General features: G+C 71.0%; 13 protein-coding genes and 3 pseudogenes. 10 read left to right on the top strand and 6 right to left on the bottom strand.

Annotated elements, in window-relative coordinates; genetic code table 11:
• Positions 1-26 precede the first annotated feature (26 nt).
• Both HTV45_RS07180 and HTV45_RS07175 read right to left on the bottom strand, forming a co-directional pair.
• Positions 27-809: a DeoR/GlpR family DNA-binding transcription regulator gene (locus HTV45_RS07180; protein WP_215204785.1), complete on the bottom strand. Its 783-nt coding sequence runs from the start codon at positions 807-809 to the stop codon at positions 27-29.
• A gap of 312 nt (positions 810-1,121) precedes the next feature.
• Positions 1,122-1,931, bottom strand: a complete 810-nt coding sequence (locus tag HTV45_RS07175) for an NAD(P)-dependent oxidoreductase (protein ID WP_215204784.1) — start codon at positions 1,929-1,931, stop codon at positions 1,122-1,124.
• Positions 1,932-2,167: 236 nt separating this feature from the next.
• On the opposite strand from HTV45_RS07175, the gene HTV45_RS07170 reads away from it, so the two are divergent.
• Together HTV45_RS07170 and HTV45_RS34140 are read left to right on the top strand one after the other, a co-directional pair.
• On the top strand, positions 2,168-3,127 hold the full coding sequence (locus HTV45_RS07170) for a 5-dehydro-4-deoxyglucarate dehydratase (protein WP_215204783.1): 960 nt from the start codon (positions 2,168-2,170) through the stop codon (positions 3,125-3,127).
• The gene (locus HTV45_RS34140) at positions 3,124-4,290 is read left to right on the top strand and encodes a hypothetical protein (RefSeq protein ID WP_308309251.1); all 1,167 of its coding nucleotides are present in this window, start codon (positions 3,124-3,126) and stop codon (positions 4,288-4,290) included. Before HTV45_RS07170 ends, HTV45_RS34140 begins: the two co-directional genes overlap by 4 nt.
• A 38-nt stretch (positions 4,291-4,328) precedes the next feature.
• On the opposite strand, the pseudogene HTV45_RS34135 reads toward HTV45_RS34140, so the two are convergent.
• The 3 genes and pseudogenes from HTV45_RS34135 to HTV45_RS07155 form a co-directional block, all read right to left on the bottom strand.
• Positions 4,329-4,964: pseudogene (locus HTV45_RS34135) on the bottom strand (DUF2332 family protein); the annotation flags it as partial.
• A gap of 91 nt (positions 4,965-5,055) precedes the next feature.
• Complete coding sequence (locus HTV45_RS07160) at positions 5,056-6,198, bottom strand: citrate synthase (protein WP_215204781.1); 1,143 nt, start codon at positions 6,196-6,198, stop codon at positions 5,056-5,058.
• A gap of 224 nt (positions 6,199-6,422) precedes the next feature.
• Positions 6,423-7,637 (bottom strand): septum formation family protein, encoded by a 1,215-nt coding sequence (locus tag HTV45_RS07155; RefSeq protein ID WP_215204780.1) that lies wholly within the window; start codon positions 7,635-7,637, stop codon positions 6,423-6,425.
• Positions 7,638-7,725: 88 nt separating this feature from the next.
• Between HTV45_RS07155 and HTV45_RS07150 the strand changes: the two are divergent.
• Positions 7,726-8,116: pseudogene (locus HTV45_RS07150) on the top strand (hypothetical protein).
• Here HTV45_RS07150 and HTV45_RS34130 read toward each other — a convergent pair.
• A pseudogene (locus HTV45_RS34130) lies at positions 8,108-8,257 on the bottom strand (IS5/IS1182 family transposase); the annotation flags it as partial. The pseudogenes HTV45_RS07150 and HTV45_RS34130 sit on opposite strands and share 9 nt — an antisense overlap.
• A 141-nt stretch (positions 8,258-8,398) precedes the next feature.
• Between HTV45_RS34130 and HTV45_RS07145 the strand changes: the two are divergent.
• From HTV45_RS07145 to araD, 7 genes are all read left to right on the top strand, one after another.
• Complete coding sequence (locus HTV45_RS07145) at positions 8,399-9,613, top strand: helix-turn-helix domain-containing protein (protein WP_215204887.1); 1,215 nt, start codon at positions 8,399-8,401, stop codon at positions 9,611-9,613.
• Positions 9,614-9,738: 125 nt separating this feature from the next.
• Positions 9,739-10,161 carry an ATP-binding protein gene (locus HTV45_RS07140; RefSeq protein WP_215204779.1) on the top strand — a complete coding sequence of 141 codons (423 nt, stop codon included), beginning with the start codon at positions 9,739-9,741 and terminating at the stop codon, positions 10,159-10,161.
• Positions 10,158-10,367, top strand: a complete 210-nt coding sequence (locus tag HTV45_RS07135; RefSeq protein ID WP_215204778.1) for a hypothetical protein — start codon at positions 10,158-10,160, stop codon at positions 10,365-10,367. Before HTV45_RS07140 ends, HTV45_RS07135 begins: the two co-directional genes overlap by 4 nt.
• 108 nt (positions 10,368-10,475) lie before the next feature.
• A complete protein-coding gene (locus HTV45_RS07130; protein ID WP_215204777.1) occupies positions 10,476-11,069 on the top strand; it encodes a TIGR03086 family metal-binding protein in 594 nt (197 codons plus the stop codon).
• Between the two features lie 513 nt (positions 11,070-11,582).
• Positions 11,583-12,272, top strand: a complete 690-nt coding sequence (locus HTV45_RS07125; RefSeq protein WP_215204776.1) for a GntR family transcriptional regulator — start codon at positions 11,583-11,585, stop codon at positions 12,270-12,272.
• A complete protein-coding gene (locus HTV45_RS07120; protein WP_215204775.1) occupies positions 12,269-13,177 on the top strand; it encodes a dihydrodipicolinate synthase family protein in 909 nt (302 codons plus the stop codon). The genes HTV45_RS07125 and HTV45_RS07120 overlap by 4 nt, the downstream gene beginning before the upstream one ends.
• Complete coding sequence (araD, locus tag HTV45_RS07115) at positions 13,174-14,913, top strand: L-arabinonate dehydratase (RefSeq protein ID WP_215204774.1); 1,740 nt, start codon at positions 13,174-13,176, stop codon at positions 14,911-14,913. Before HTV45_RS07120 ends, araD begins: the two co-directional genes overlap by 4 nt.
• Positions 14,914-14,925 lie beyond the last annotated feature (12 nt).

Raw genomic sequence — 14,925 nt, 5'->3', positions numbered from 1 at the left:
TGGTGGTGCGGCGGGCACCCCGGTGGTCAGACGCGGATGACCTGGGGGCCGAGCAGGGAGTGGCGGTGGGCCTCGGAGGCGGGGAGCAGGGTGCTGGTGACGATGGCGTCCAGGGCGCCGATCTCGGCGAAGCGGCAGAAGCTGACCGCGCCGAACTTGGTGTGCACCCCGGCGAAGACGGTGCGCCGCGCCGAACGGATGGCCTGCGCCTTCACCTCGCTGACCGCCGGGTCCGGGGTGGTCAGGCCGTGTTCGCGGGAGACGCCGTTGGCGCCGATGTACGCCAGGTCGATGACGAATCCGGCCAGCATCCTCGTGGTCCAGTGGTCGACGGTCGCCAGCGTCCCGGGGCGGACCCGGCCGCCGAGCAGCAGGACGGAGACGTTCTCGGCCTCGGCCAGGGCGCCGGCGGTCGGCAGGCTGGCGGTCACCACGGTCAGCGCCCGGTCGCGGGGCAGGGCCTCGGCGATGAGCTGCGGGGTGAAGCCCTCGTCGACGAAGACCGTCTCCGCGTCCCCGAGCAGCTCGGCCGCGGCGGCCGCGATCCTGCGCTTCTCGGGTACGTGGCTGGTGGCGCGGAAGGCCAGGGTCGTCTCGAAGCCCGCGCTCTCCACCGGGCAGGCGCCGCCATGGGTGCGGCGGAGCAGTCCGTGGTCCTCCAGGACGCGCAGGTCCCGCCGGACGGTCTCCCGGGCCACGCCCAGCTCGGTGGCGAGCGCGGTGACCTCGACCGAGCCGGTGGCCCGTGCCAGGAGAACGATCTCGCGCTGGCGCTCCTCGGCGGTCTTCGCCGCTCTGGCCGTCGTCATCGCCGACACCCGCTTCCGTACGGTCTTCCTTGCCTGATCGCCTCCGTCCGGCCGAGCGGAGCTGCCCGTTCGGGCCCGGTGGCGTCCATGGGGCAAGTTGTACAGCGGTGCTCGACTGCTGAACAGGCCTGTTACGGATCCGATGCTGCCCGCTTGTGCCCGTTTGGCGCGATGGTTGCCCGTCTTCGACCTGCATGCCCGCGGGCCCCGACGTGGGTTCGGGCAGGGTGGATGCCCGAATGCTGGAGCGGACGGGCCCGTTCGGTGCCCGTCCGCTCCTGTGAGTGTCGTGAAATCCGCCGCGGTGGCCGGTCAGTACGGCCAGAGGGGCGGGTCGGTGACGAAGTGGCCGCCCAGGCGGTCGTGCGCCGGATCGTCCGGGGCCGGCTCGCCCTGCTCGGCGATCAGCTTGGCCGCGTACGGCTCGGAGTCGTCGCGCGGCTCGTAGCCGAGCGCCCGCGCGGAGGTGAGGTCCCACCACAGGCGGGTGTTGGCGGAGGAGCCGTGGACCACGGTGTGCCCGACGTTCTCGGCGGTCAGCGCCGCGTGGAGGAGGCGCGCGCCGTCGCCGGGGCTCATCCACAGCGAGAGCATGCGCACGCTGGTCGGCTCGGGGAAACAGGAGCCGATGCGCACGGAGACGGTCTCCAGGCCGTGTTTCTCCCAGTAGAGCTGGGCGAGGTCCTCGCCGAAGCACTTGGACAGGCCGTAGAAGGTGTCCGGGCGGTGCGGGGTGCCGACGGTGATGAGGGGATCGTCGCCCCGCGGACGCGGGGTGTAGCCGGTGGCGTGGTTGGAGGAGGCGAAGACGACGCGCCCCACCCCTTCCTCGCGGGCCGCCTCGTACAGGTGGTAGGTGCCCTCGATGTTGGCCTTGAGGATCTTCTCGAAGGAGGACTCCAGCGAGATGCCCGCGAGGTGCACGATCGCGTCGACCCCGCGGACGGCCTCGCGTACGGCGTCCCTGTCGGCGAGGTCCGCGACGATCGCGTCGGGTTCGCCGTCGACGGGGCGCAGGTCGAACAGGCGCAGCGTGTAGCCGTATTCGGGGAGCAGGTCCCGCATCAGGGTGCCGAGGCCGCCGGCGGCGCCGGTGAGCAGAACGGTGCGGGGAGCGGGCATCCTCGGGTCTCCTTGCGGCGCCGGACGAGGCGCCCGTGCAGGTGGGCGCACAACATTCATATGCGTGGACACGCTAAGGAGATGGTCCGTGGCCCGTCAAGTATCCCGCGGCTGCCGCGCGACGTCCCGCCGAACGCGGGAATTGGCTGTTGTGCGGCCCGACGCGGTGCTTGACCGGCGTCCCCGGGGCGCCTTAGCGTGGGGGCCGTTCAGGGATATGGACATGAATCAAGAATATGGACCAGGGAGAGCTCGTGACCTCAGCCCCTCTCGCCGCCCGACTCGAAGTCCCCAGCGGGCCGTTGTTCTTCCCGGTCACCGCGTACGGGCCGGACGGCGCCGTCGATCTCGACACCTACCGGCTGCATGTGCGGCGCGGGGTGGAGGCCGGGGCCGCCGCGGTGTTCGCCGCCTGCGGGACCGGGGAGTTCCACGCGCTGACGCCGGAGGAGTTCGAGAGCTGCGTCCGGGCCGCCGTGGAGGCCACCGAGGGGCGCGTACCGGTGGTCGCGGGCGCCGGCTACGGCACCGCGCTCGCGGTCCGCTACGCCCGGCTCGCCGGGGACGCCGGGGCCGACGGGCTGCTCGCCATGCCGCCGTACCTGGTCAAGGCGGGTCAGGAGGGACTGCTGCGGCACTACCGGGAGATCGCCGCGGCCACCGCGCTGCCCGTGATCGTCTACCAGCGCGACAACGCCGTCTTCACGCCGGAGGCCGTCGCCGGGCTGGCCCGCACCGACGGCATCATCGGCCTCAAGGACGGCCACGGTGACCTCGACCTGATGCAGCGCACCGTCAGCGCCGTCCGCGCGGCGGACCCCGGGGACTTCCTCTACTTCAACGGGCTGCCCACCGCCGAACTCACCCAGCCCGCCTACCGGGGCCTGGGCATCACCCTGTACTCGTCCGCGGTGTTCTGCTTCGTGCCCGAGATCGCCCTCGCCTGCCACACCGCCCTGCGCACCGGCGACGAGGCCGGCGTGAACCGTCTGATCGACGGCTTCTACCGGCCGTTCGTCGAACTGCGAGCCAAGGGTCACGGGTACGCCGTCTCCCTCGTCAAGGCCGGCGTCCGGATGCGCGGCCTGGACGTGGGGGAGGTGCGGCCGCCGCTGCACGAACCCGCGGGGGATCATGTCAAGCAGCTCGCTCAACTGATCGAGCGGGGACTCGCGCTGCTCGAGGAGGACCGGTGAAGGCATCGGCGTTCGTCTATCCCTGGGACGTCAACGGGGACCCGGAGGCCCCCGCGCGGATCGCCGCGCTCGGCACGGCGCAGGTGACCCTCGCCTCCGCCTACCACTCCACCCGCGCGCTGACCCCCCGTCACCCGCGCCACCGCGTCGTCACCGCCGGACACGCCGCCGTGCTCTACCCGGTGGGGGAGGACCGCTGGTCCGGCCGCGCCCTGCGCCCCTGTCCGGCCGGTGACTGGGCGCCCGGCGACGCCTTCGGCGAGGCGGCGGCAGCGCTCACGGACGCGGGCCTGGAGGTGCACACCTGGGTCGTGCTCGCCCACAACTCCCGCCTGGGCGCGGAGCATCCGGACACCTCGGTGGTCAACGCCTACGGCGACCGTTACCCCTGGGCGCCGTGCGTCGCCCAGCCGGCCACCCGCGCCTACCTGACCGACCTCGCCGCCGAAGCGGCGGTCCGCCCCGGCGCCCGCGGCACCGAACTGGAGTCCCTCGGCTGGTACGGACTGGCCCACCTGCACGCCCACGACAAGACCGCCGGGGTCGGCCTCGGGGACGCCGGGCAGTACCTGATGTCCCTCTGCTTCTGCCCGTCCTGCCGCGACGGCTACGGCACCCACGGCCTGGACGCCGACGAGCTCGCCGCCTCCGTACGCACCGCACTGGAGCCGGTGTGGCAGGGGGCGCCCTCCGACGGCGGCTGGGCGGGCGTCGGGAAACTCCTCGGCCAGACCCCGGCGGACGTCACCCGCGCCTGGCGCGACGAGACGGCCCGCACACTGCAGGAGGAGGCGGTGGCCGCCGTACGGGAGGAAGCGCCCGAAGGCTTCCAGGTGTTGTTGCACGCCGACCCGGTCTCCTACCACTGCGGCGCCAACGCGGGCGTCGACCCGGCGCACATCCTCTCCGTCGCCGACGGTGTGGTCGTCCCCTGTACCGGAGGACCCGGCTCGCTGACCCCCTTCGCCCGGGAGGCCGGCCCGGACACCGTCCTCGCCGCCAACCTCACCGTCGTCTCCGGCATGGGCGGCAGCCCCGCCACTCTTGCGGCCGACGCGGCGGAGGCCCGCCGCCTGGGCGCGACGGAACTGCGGCTGTACCACGCGGGGTTGGCGTCGGACGGGGATCTTTCGACGGTGCGCTCGGTACTGGCCGGGCTCTGAGACGACAGGCTCTGGTGGCCGGAGGCCTGCTGCGGGCGGGCGAGTGCGGCGGCTGCGGTGAGACGTGTACGGCGGGCTTCGTGCTCGGGCCAGATGAGGGTCTGGAGCCAGGCGAGGGTGTCGGGATCGGCGGGGTTCAACGGATTCAGGTCGATTCCCGCGCGCCACGAGATGTCCGGCATTGCGACCGGGGGCTTGAGACCATCGCCGAGGTGGATGCCGATGGAGACGGGGCTGGGCCCGCTCACCGGGTCGAGGCGGACGTCGCCGCTGAACGTGTAGGAGTACTGATCCGGGATCAAGCACAAGCCGGCGGCCGCACCGATTTCGAGGAGGGCGACCGCCCCGGGGACGAACTGCAGGCTCAGCAGGATCGCCGCGCAGCGGGCAGCCTCGTTGGTCTGCGTCGCTCGCGCGCGGATCGTGGCTTCTACAGTCGTCCACCGGGTGGTGAGTAGTTCGCGTAAGGAGTCCACGTCCCCGGGTCGTGCGCCGTGCCATTGAGCTGCGGCGAACACCAGGTTGGGCTGCTGCTTGCCGGGCGGCAGCGGGGTCAGCAGCGCAAGCAGGTCAGTGTCCTCGGCGATCGCCTCGGCCCATCGCTGCAAGGTCGGGGACGATCCAGCGGCCTGGTCGGTGGCGAAGGCACGATACCGTTCGGCGATGGCGTGCATGTCATGACGGGAGGCGCGATGTCCTCCAGTGTTGCCGTTCATGGCCGGTGAGAATGCCGGGACACCCACGTTGAGGTCGACGTTGACAGGATCAACATGCACCGCCGTGGCACTGAACCTGCCGGAGATATCTGGCGAGGGCTCGTGGGCGCAGACGCAGTCCGTGGGGGTACTCCTCGAGAGCATGAGCCATGAGGCCCGGAATGCGGGCGAGAGTGAAGATGACTTCGCCGGCGTGGTCGGGCAGGTCCGCCGCGAGAATCAAGCCCCCCAGAGCGGCATCGATGTTCGGGTGCAAACTGTGCACGCGTGCCATCTGGACAGCGAGGTCGTTTATCAACTCGACCGTCGCAGGGCACACAGCGGCTACGCAGTCGAGGAGCAGGACAGCGCGGGGATCAGGACCGACATACACCTTGTGCCCGAACCCCGGCACCGGCGCCAAGGGCACGGTTCGGGCTGCATCCCACTCACGCAGCGCCGCCGCAGCAGCCCGGCTGGCACCCGCTTGGAAGGGGCCGCTCATCGCAGCCAGCCCGGCGAGAAGCACTGTCCACGGATCGGTACGGACTCCGGCTGCAGCGCGTGCGGCAACCGTGGAGGCCGTGAGCTCGTGGTCAACAAGGACGCTCAGGGCCACGTCAATGGCCTGGGTGACGGCCGGATACCAAGCCTCGTCGGCAGCATCGGGCGCCCAAGTGCGGGCAAGCCGTTCGGCGACCGTGCCATCGCGGAGCCCGGTCAACGCCACAGTGGAGGCTGCGACCGCTGAGGTCGCAACGTCCCGGCAATGGTCGGGATCAATCTGCTCACGGAACTCGTCTTGAGCGGCCAACTGCATCACGGTCCAGCGGATCGTGTCCGTGGCTCGCCCCACGTCGGGTGTCGCGGTCTCGGAGTTCGCGCGCCAAACTGCGCCCGGTGTGTCGAGTACGTGGCATGCCGTCCGTTCGAATCCCCATCCAGCGCAGTCCGCCACGTCGACCCCGCGGAAGGCGAGTCGCCCGGAGGCGTCCAACTGCGTGACATCGGACTCGATCAGTGGCGCCCACGCGCCCGCCCGAGGCCGATCCCGGGCCCGGGCCAGCGCCAGCACGTCATCGCGCCGGAAACGCGAAACCCGCTGCCCTTCAGGATCCGTTGCCACTTCCCGCGAGATCACCCCGCGCGACACGTAGGCATACAGCGTCGACAACCGCACCCCCAAGGTCGCGGCCGCCTGCTCCGAAGACATCCATTGGCTCCGCACCCCACGATGGTGAGCTGCTCGGCATCCACACGCCGCGCCGACCCCGAGACAACCGGCACGGGACATACTCCATCAAGCTCAATCAACGTCCCCGGTCAGTACATCTAGTAACCTCTGCCGCCCTGTGCCGGCGGATGACATGCACCCGTTTGCGGGTGACCAGGCCGCCCTGTTTCGGGCCGCCCGGTCACGGACTTCCGTCACCTGCTTCAGGTGGTGCCCCTGGTGGTGACGACGTAGCAACTGGCACGCCTTCCACCTTGTTCCCATTTTTTCTGATTCGGCCACATATGCCAGTAGTGCCCGGTCCGGTCCGATCCGGAGATCCATGCCCCGGGAGCGGTGTCATAGGCGGCGCGGCAGGCGTCGGCTGCTTTCTCCCGGGTGGCCGTGCTGCCCGGGTAGGGGCCCGCGCCGAGTGCTCTCTGGGCGAAGACCCTGCCGTCGTGCGCGCCCGAGCACGGTACGTCCACGACGGTGTCCAAGAGCCGCTGGCCCGTGCTGAAGTCGACGCAGCCACCGGGCTTCACCGAGTCGGCGGAACGGACCGCCTCGCGGGCCGGTAGGACGGATCCGTCGGGCTTCGTGGCGGGCTTCGACACACCGTGACCGGAGAGTCGGAGGTCAATGGTCAGGGAGGTCATGTCCTCGAACGCGCTGCCCTTCTTCCCCAGGGTCGTCGAGAGGTCGGCTCGCACGTGTGTGACGCGGCCCCGGCCGTCCACGGAGACGGTCGCCGGCATCGGGGCGCTCTTGCCGGAGGATCCGGTGGGGAAGGGGGTGAACAGCTCGCGCATGAGGTCCTCGGGGAACAGTTGCCCGGCGGCGCTGGTGGACATGTCCGCCTCATAGGTGCGCCGGGAGCCGTCGGTCCGCCGGGATGTCGCCTCCGTGGCACCGAGTCCTTCAAGGAGGGTGCCGCCCACCGGTCCTTCGGATCCGCGCAGGTGGTCGATGCCGTCGATGCCGAGGTCCGGACCGGTGTTGCCCGTCGTGTACTGGAGCCAGTACGCCGCCGACCCGGCGCGGTAGTGGATGCGTCGGAGGTCGACGAGGACGCGTGCCGAGGGGTCGGCGTTTCCCTTGCCCGGAGTGGCGCCCAGGAGCGTGTCCTTCGTTTCGCGGGGGAGCTGTTTCGACAGTCGCCACTTCGTGGTCGCCTCGCCCGTTCCCTTCCTGAAGTCCATCCGCCCGCTGACGGTTTGCACCGCCCGGCCCTTCTTCGATTCGAAGGTCATGGTCTGGACGAAGTCGGCACCGCCCGCCTTCTGTGTCTGGCGCAGGGCGAGGTAGACCTGGAGGCCAAGCTTTCGGTCGAAGACGGGGTGCTTGGCGACGGGGGTCTCCTGGTCGCCGGAGCAGGCAGTCAGGAGTAAGGCCGCGATGGTGAGCGCCGCACCTGTCCGGGCAAGGTGTCTGATCATGTCCGTAAGACACGGCCGGGTTGTGGAGGGTTGCATCGGAACCCGGGTGCCGGTGTCGATGGCAGTGCCTGTCGGCAGGACTACCCGCATGGCACCGTTGCTTCTCACCGACATCGAACAGGCTGTACGCGGCAGTTGGAGTGCCGAGACGTGCACACCCGAGTGCCGGTCGCGCTGTACCGGGGCAACCCGGCCCGGGACCAGTGCGGGGTGATCGCCATGGTGCTCAATGACCTGCTGGGGGGCGAGCTGATACGGGGGAGGTCCACGTCGACGGAGAACGCGTGGACTACCACTGGTGGAACCGCCTGGGCATGGGTGTCGAGATCGATCTCACCCGTGAACAGTTCGGTCCGGAGGAGATCGTCACCGAGGGCGTCGTCATTCTCCGCCCGCCCGAGATGGTCAGGCTGCGCGAGGAGTACGAGCTTCTCCGCGACCGCGTTCTGGAGAAGCTCAGTAGGGCTCTTTCATCCTGAACAGTCGCAGGTCAGTAGTACGTGGACGGCTTGGTCGGCTTGAACGGCGCGGCTGATGCGGCGGGTGGAGGAGCGTGCTCCGCGCATGATGCGCCAGGACGTGAGTCGGGCGAAGGCACGTTCGCCGAGGGCCCGACGACGATGCCGTGGGCGCGGGCCGGGATCGGGTCCTGTGTGCGGCCGGGTGTCTACGAGGGCCTTACGCGGGTGGCCCCGCACAGTGCCGCCGCGGGCGGTGATATCGGTGCTTTCTCCCCGTCGTGGCGGGCGTACCGTGGCTGCGTGGCAAACGAAGACCTGGGGAAGACCCTGCGCCGCTTGCGCCGTCTGGCCTCTCTGACGCAAGAAGAGCTGGCCGAGCGCTCCGAAGTGTCCGTCGATGTGATCCGCCATCTCGAACAGGGGCGGAAGCACTCGGCACGTCTTCCCACGCTGCACGCGCTGGCGAACGGTCTCGGCGTGGAGTTGACCACGCTTCTGGGCGACCCACCGGCGGTCTCCTCGACAGGGGAGAACGATGGACCGCGTTTCGTGTCGGTGCGCCGCGCCATCATGCCGGCACTCTTCGTACGGGAGCCCGCGCCGCCAGGGTCCGACTTCTCGCCGGACCGGCTGCGGGAGCAGATCGCGGAAGGCTGGACGCAGTACCACTCCGCCGAGTTCGACACGGTGATGAAGGCGCTGCCGGAACTGATCTCGGATGCACACGCTGCCACGGCCTCGGGGAACCACGACGACCGCCGGGCCGGCTTCGCCGCACTGGGCAAAGTCCTTCAGCTCGCCGGACACGTCGCCGTGCGGATGGGAAAGACGGATCTTGCTCTCATCAGCCTGGAGCGTGCGATAGAGGCTGCGGGGCAGTCCTCTGATCCGTTGCTTCTGCCGATGATCGTCAATTCCACGGCGTGGACGTACCAGCGGCAGGGGCGTCTGGACGACGCGCTGAGTGTCGCGCTTCGGGCCGCCGAGGACATGGCGAACGCGAGTCGTACGGAGACAGCCGACGGCTTGAAGGTGTGGGGCGCGCTGACCATGAGTGCTGCCACGTCGGCCGCACGGAGCGGCGACTACGAGCGCGCGGCAGCGATGATGGAATCGGCGGAGAAGGAAGCCGCCCGCGTCGCCACGTTGCCCGATGGCGGAGACAACCGCATGGTCAGCGTCTTCAGCCCGTCGTCGGTCCGCATCGAACGCGTCCGGCTCGCGGTGCAGTACGGGCACCCGCAGGACGCTCTGGTGTTGGCCAAGGGGATGCGGCTGAGCAAGGACACACCGCCCTCCTGGCGTACGTGGCTGCTCCTGGACGTGGCACGAGCCCACACGGACATGGGCGACGCGGCCGGAGCGGTGAAGACCCTGGAGTCCCTGCGCCGTGTGGCACCGACCTGGATGCAGCACCACACATTGGCCGTGGCCATCGTGCGTGACCTCTGGGCACTCCCCAACCATCCGCCGGGCCTGCGGCCGTTGGCGGAGTTTCTGGGGGTCGGCGAATAGCGTGGTGAAAGTGGGGCGTTGCGTCCCTGTCAGCGTTCCCGGCATGTCGCTTGCATGAGAGGACAGCGCCCCGGCGGCCGTGCGAACGGCCTCTGGGCTTGGCCGATCCGAGAGAGCAGACCGACATGCCGCAACCTGCAACGCGGGTTCGTAGGACCGGACACCCCTGGTACGGCGAGACCCTGCCCCGTCGGCCCGAGAGTGCCGCGCCCGCTCGGCGCCTGGTCCGCGCCGCGTGTGCCGCGTGGCGCCTGGACGACTTGGCCGAGGACGGTGCCCTCATCGTCTCCGAACTGGTGTCGAACGCGATCCAGCATGCCCGGCGGGGCTCCATCCGGGTGGTGGTCGAGAGGCCCGACGCGACATGCGTGCGCATCGGCGTCGTGGATTTCTCGAAGGACCTGCCGGTGCGCAGGGCGCCGGGCCCCGAGGACGAAGGAGGGCGCGGCCTCGCTCTTGTGGCGGCGCTGGCGACGCACTGGGGTACCGAGCCACTGCCGTGGGGGAAACAGGTGTGGGCGGAGCTGCACGGGAAGGGACGTGGATGACCGGCGAACAGACGCGGCGCGCGTGGGTGGGCGACCTGGTCCATGACGGGAACGCCGGCCGGCGCGGGATCGTCGCGGACGTGCACGGTGGCGTGACGTGGATGCTGCGGTCGGAGCACGGGCCGGTTCGGTGGACCTCGCGGCAGCCGGAGCGGCTGCGGGTGATCAGGACCCGTGAGGAGAGGCTGCGGGACCGCGATGCCTGACGCCCACCACGACGGCAGCCCCGGTTCGACCGGGAGGGCAGGGGGCGATGAGTTCCGTCGTTCCGGTCGGTCTACCTCTTCAGGACCACCATCAGGAGGAGCGGCCCGATGACCGACAGCATGTTTGATCTCGGACCACAGGCCCGGATCGTGGCGCGCCTCGCCGAGGGCGTCACCGAGCCGCGGCTGGCGCACCGGACGCCCTGTCCGGAGTACGCCGTACGCCATGTGCTGGGCCACCTCCTCGGGCTGGCCGTCGCCTTCCGCGACGCCGGGCGCAAGGATCTGGGCGTCACCACGGACACCAGCCCGGAGGGCGCCCTGCCCGACATCGGCCCCGGCTGGCGCGAGGAACTGCCCAAGGTGCTCGACGAGCTCGCCGAGGTCTGGCGGGACCCCGCCGCCTGGACCGGCATGACCCGTGCGGGCGGCGTGGAGCTGCCGGGCGAGGTCGCCGCCGCGGTCGCCGCCGACGAACTGGTGATCCACGGCTGGGACCTGGCCCGCGCGACCGGACAGCCGTACGCGCCCGACCCCGCGGCGCTGGAGGCCGCGCACGCCTTGCTGCTGGCCGCCGCCGAGGAGGGTGACCGGGGCGACGGCATCTTCGGCCCCGTGGTCCCCGTCCCGCCGGACGCGACGCTTCTGGACCGGACGATCGGCCTCAGTGGCCGGGACCCGGGCTGGACGCGGCCCGCATGACGCGGACACGCGGGCCGGCGAGGGGCGCGTAGCCTCCCCGCGTCGCTCGCACCCTCCCCGCGTCTTCCCGCCCCTCGGATCCGGGCACCTCCTCCGCGGAGAAGGGCGCCAAGGTGTGGGTCGGGCGTGGAGCCCCCGGTGCGTTCGCCGAGTTGCGGCGGCACACGGATACGGCGCGGACCGGCGCCGTACGGGATCTCCTCTCCGCACGCCGACCGCCGACCGCTGACCAAGCCCGTGGCCCCTCCCGCGCGCCGGGCGACGGGGAGGCCCGCCGGGTTCTTCGGGTGCCCGGACGCCCGCTCGCGTCGCGACAGTGAACCGGTGCGCCGGACACGCCGCGCGAGAAGGTAGTAAGCCCTTTCTGTCGGAACCCGACTTCCTTTGTCAGAAGCATTGACGAGACTCCGCGCCCCCTCCTACGGTCATCCGCGTCGTACTTCGTACGTCATATATGAGACGCGATACGCGAGATCCGATACGCGATCCTTACGCGAGATCCGAGAGGCGCGCATGACCTCTGTGCCCACGCCGATCCCCTCACGCACGCAGTACGTGCTGGAGGAGATCAAACGCCGCATCCTGACCGGCCGGCTGACACCGGGCCAGGCCCTGGTCGAGACCGACCTCGCCGCACAGTTCGGGGTGTCCAAGACTCCGGTGCGGGAGGCGCTCAAGACCCTGGCCGGCACGGGTCTGGTCGTGATGAGCCAGTACAAGGGCGTCACGGTGCGCATGGTCGACGCGGACATGGCCCGCGAGGTCTACGACGTGCGGCTGCTCCTCGAGCCCGAGGCGCTCAGGCGCGCCGTGCGCCGCGGTGCCTCCCTGGACGCCGCACGCGACGCGCTGACCCGGGCCGACGGCGCCGGGGACACCGCCGAACGGTCCCTCGCCAACCGCGCGTTCCACCGCGCCCTCTACGTGCCGTGCGGCAATCCGCTGCTCGGCCGGATGCTCGACGAGGTGCGTGACCAGGCCGCCCTGGTCTCCGCCGTCGCCTGGGCCGCCGACCCCTCCTGGGAGCGGGAGGCCGGCGAGCACCGGGAGATCCTGCGGCTCGCCCTCGACGGGGACGCGGACGGCGCGGCACGCGCCCTGCACGCGCACATCGCGTCGTTCGTGCGGCGGGCCTTCCCCGAAGCGGAGTTCGACGGGGAGTCCACGGCCCCGGAAGCCCAGGAAGAGGACGGTCGGTCATGACGGCGACGTTCGAGACCCAGCGGGCGGCGCTGGCCGGCGTGGTGGCGATCCCGGTGACCCCGTTCGCCGAGGACGGCTCCATCGACCCGGTGACCTACCGGGCACTGCTGTGTCGTCTCCTCGACGCCGGCATCACGACTCTCACCCCCAACGGCAACACCGGCGAGTTCTACGCCCTGACTCCCCAAGAGCGCCGTCTGGTCACCGAGCTGACCATGGAGGAGGCCGGTGGCAGGTCCGCCGTCCTGGTAGGGGTGGGCCACGACGTGCCCACCGCCGTCGGCTCCGCGAGGCACGCCTGTGAACTCGGCGCGCAGATGGTGATGGTGCACCAGCCGGTCCACCCCTACGTCTCGCAGAGCGGCTGGGTCGACTACCACCGGGCCATCGCCGGGGCCGTGCCCGAACTGGGCGTCGTCCCCTACATCCGCAACGCCCAGCTCTCCGGCGCCCGCCTCGCCGAACTCGCCGACAGCTGCCCCAACGTCATCGGCGTGAAGTACTCGGTCCCGGACGCGGCCAGGTTCGCCGCGTTCTCCCGGGACGCGGGGCGGGAACGGTTCGTGTGGGTGGCGGGGCTCGCCGAGCCGTACGCCCCCTCCTACTTCTCGGCCGGAGCCACCGGCTTCACCTCGGGCCTGGTCAACGTCGCGCCGTCCGTCTCGCTGCACATGCTGGAAGCGCTGCGCTCCGGCGACTACCCGACCGCCATGAAGGTGTGGGAGCAGATCCGCCGCTTCGAGGAACTGCGCGCCGCCAACGGCTCCGCCAACAACGTCACCGTCGTCAAGGAGGCCCTCGCCTCCCTCGGCCTGTGCCGCCGTGAGGTCCGCCCGCCGAGCAGGCCGCTGCCGGAGAGCGAACGCGCCGAGGTCGCCGCGATCGCCGCGGGGTGGTCGATATGAACCCCGGGAAGTCCCCCGAGCAGCTCCGCAGCCACCAGTGGTACGGCGGCGGCGTCGCGACTGGGCTGCGCTCCTTCAGTCACCGCGCCCGCACCCGTCAGCTCGGCTACCTGCCCGAGGAGCACCTGGGCAAGCCGGTCATCGCGATCCTCAACACCTGGTCCGACATCAACCCCTGCCACGTCCACCTGCGCGACCGCGCCCAGGCCGTCAAGCGGGGGGTGTGGCAGGCCGGCGGCTTCCCCCTCGAATTCCCGGTCTCCACCCTCAGCGAGACCTTCCAGAAGCCGACCCCCATGCTCTACCGCAACCTCCTCGCCATGGAGACCGAGGAGCTGCTGCGGTCGTACCCGGTCGACGGGGCCGTGCTGATGGGCGGCTGCGACAAGTCCACGCCCGCCCTGCTGATGGGCGCCGCCAGCGCCGGCCTGCCCGCCGTGTTCGTGCCCGCCGGGCCCATGCTGCCCGGACACTGGCGGGGGGAGGTGCTCGGTTCCGGCACCGACATGTGGAAGTACTGGGACGACAGGCGGGCCGGCGTCATCGGCGACTGCGAGATGCAGGAACTGGAGAGCGGCCTGGCCCGCTCGCCCGGCCACTGCATGACGATGGGGACGGCGTCCACGCTGACCGCCGCCGCCGAGGCCCTCGGCGTCACGGTCCCGGGCGCGTCCAGCATCCCGGCCGTCGACTCCGGGCACGACCGGATGGCCGCGAAGTCGGGCATGACCATCGTCGACCTGGTCCGCAGGGACCGGAAGCTGAGCGACATCCTCACCGCGGACGCCTTCGAGGACGCGGTGACCACCGTTCTCGGACTCGGCGGCTCCACCAACGCCGTCATCCATCTGATCGCCATGGCCGGACGCGCCGGCGTCAAGCTCACCCTGGACGACTTCGACCGCGTTGCCCGCACCGTCCCGGTGCTGGCCAATGTGCGGCCCGGCGGTCAGACGTACCTGATGGAGGACTTCCACTTCGCGGGCGGTCTGCCCGGGTTCCTCTCCCGCATACCCGACCTGCTCCATCTCGACCGCCCCACCGTCTGCCACGACACCCTGCGCGAGCAGCTCGCCGGCGCGCGGGTGCACGACGACGACGTCATCCGCACCCGGGACAACCCGGTCGCGGAGGAGGGCGGGGTCGCCGTCCTGCGCGGCAACCTCTGCCCCGACGGCGCCGTCATCAAGCACATCGCCGCCGCACCGCACCTGCTCAAGCACACCGGCCGCGCCGTCGTCTTCGACGACTACCGGCAGATGCAGCGGACCATCGACGACCCGGCGCTGAACATCACCGCCGACAGCGTGCTGGTGCTGCGGGGCGCCGGACCCAAGGGCGGTCCCGGCATGCCCGAGTACGGGATGCTGCCGCTGCCCGGCCACCTGCTCAAGCAGGGCGTGCGGGACATGGTCCGGATCTCCGACGCCCGGATGAGCGGGACCAGCTACGGCACCTGTGTGCTGCACGTGGCCCCCGAGTCGCATGTCGGCGGACCGCTGGCCCTGGTGCGTACCGGGGACTCGATCACCCTCGACGTCGAGAGCCGCGCGCTCAGGCTCAACGTCGACGACGAGGAGCTCCAGCGGCGCCGGGCGGAGTGGACACCGCCGCCCGAGCGCTACGAGCGCGGCTACGGCGCGCTCTACAGCGACCAGATCACCCAGGCCGACACCGGCTGCGACTTCGAGTTCCTCGCCCGCCCGGGCACGGTCCAGGACCCCTACGCGGGCTGATCCGTGCGATCG

Origin of the sequence: Streptomyces sp. CHD11, from assembly GCF_018638295.1 — a bacterium.
Taxonomy (GTDB): domain Bacteria; phylum Actinomycetota; class Actinomycetes; order Streptomycetales; family Streptomycetaceae; genus Streptomyces.
The sequence above is the reverse complement of the archived record's forward strand: the minus strand, read 5'-3'. Positions and strand labels throughout refer to the sequence as shown.

What these genes read in the sequence shown, in the direction of transcription:
- HTV45_RS07175 (WP_215204784.1), bottom strand. Translation starts at nt 1,931, where the DNA reads ATGCCCGCTCCCCGCACCGTTCTGCTCACCGGCGCCGCCGGCGGCCTC.
- HTV45_RS07160 (WP_215204781.1), bottom strand. Translation starts at nt 6,198, where the DNA reads ATGTCTTCGGAGCAGGCGGCCGCGACCTTGGGGGTGCGGTTGTCGACG.
- HTV45_RS07125 (WP_215204776.1), top strand. Translation starts at nt 11,583, where the DNA reads ATGACCTCTGTGCCCACGCCGATCCCCTCACGCACGCAGTACGTGCTG.
- HTV45_RS07170 (WP_215204783.1), top strand. Translation starts at nt 2,168, where the DNA reads ATGGACCAGGGAGAGCTCGTGACCTCAGCCCCTCTCGCCGCCCGACTC.
- HTV45_RS07120 (WP_215204775.1), top strand. Translation starts at nt 12,269, where the DNA reads ATGACGGCGACGTTCGAGACCCAGCGGGCGGCGCTGGCCGGCGTGGTG.
- araD (WP_215204774.1), top strand. Translation starts at nt 13,174, where the DNA reads ATGAACCCCGGGAAGTCCCCCGAGCAGCTCCGCAGCCACCAGTGGTAC.
- HTV45_RS07140 (WP_215204779.1), top strand. Translation starts at nt 9,739, where the DNA reads ATGCCGCAACCTGCAACGCGGGTTCGTAGGACCGGACACCCCTGGTAC.
- HTV45_RS07135 (WP_215204778.1), top strand. Translation starts at nt 10,158, where the DNA reads ATGACCGGCGAACAGACGCGGCGCGCGTGGGTGGGCGACCTGGTCCAT.
- HTV45_RS07155 (WP_215204780.1), bottom strand. Translation starts at nt 7,637, where the DNA reads ATGATCAGACACCTTGCCCGGACAGGTGCGGCGCTCACCATCGCGGCC.
- HTV45_RS07130 (WP_215204777.1), top strand. Translation starts at nt 10,476, where the DNA reads ATGACCGACAGCATGTTTGATCTCGGACCACAGGCCCGGATCGTGGCG.
- HTV45_RS07180 (WP_215204785.1), bottom strand. Translation starts at nt 809, where the DNA reads ATGACGACGGCCAGAGCGGCGAAGACCGCCGAGGAGCGCCAGCGCGAG.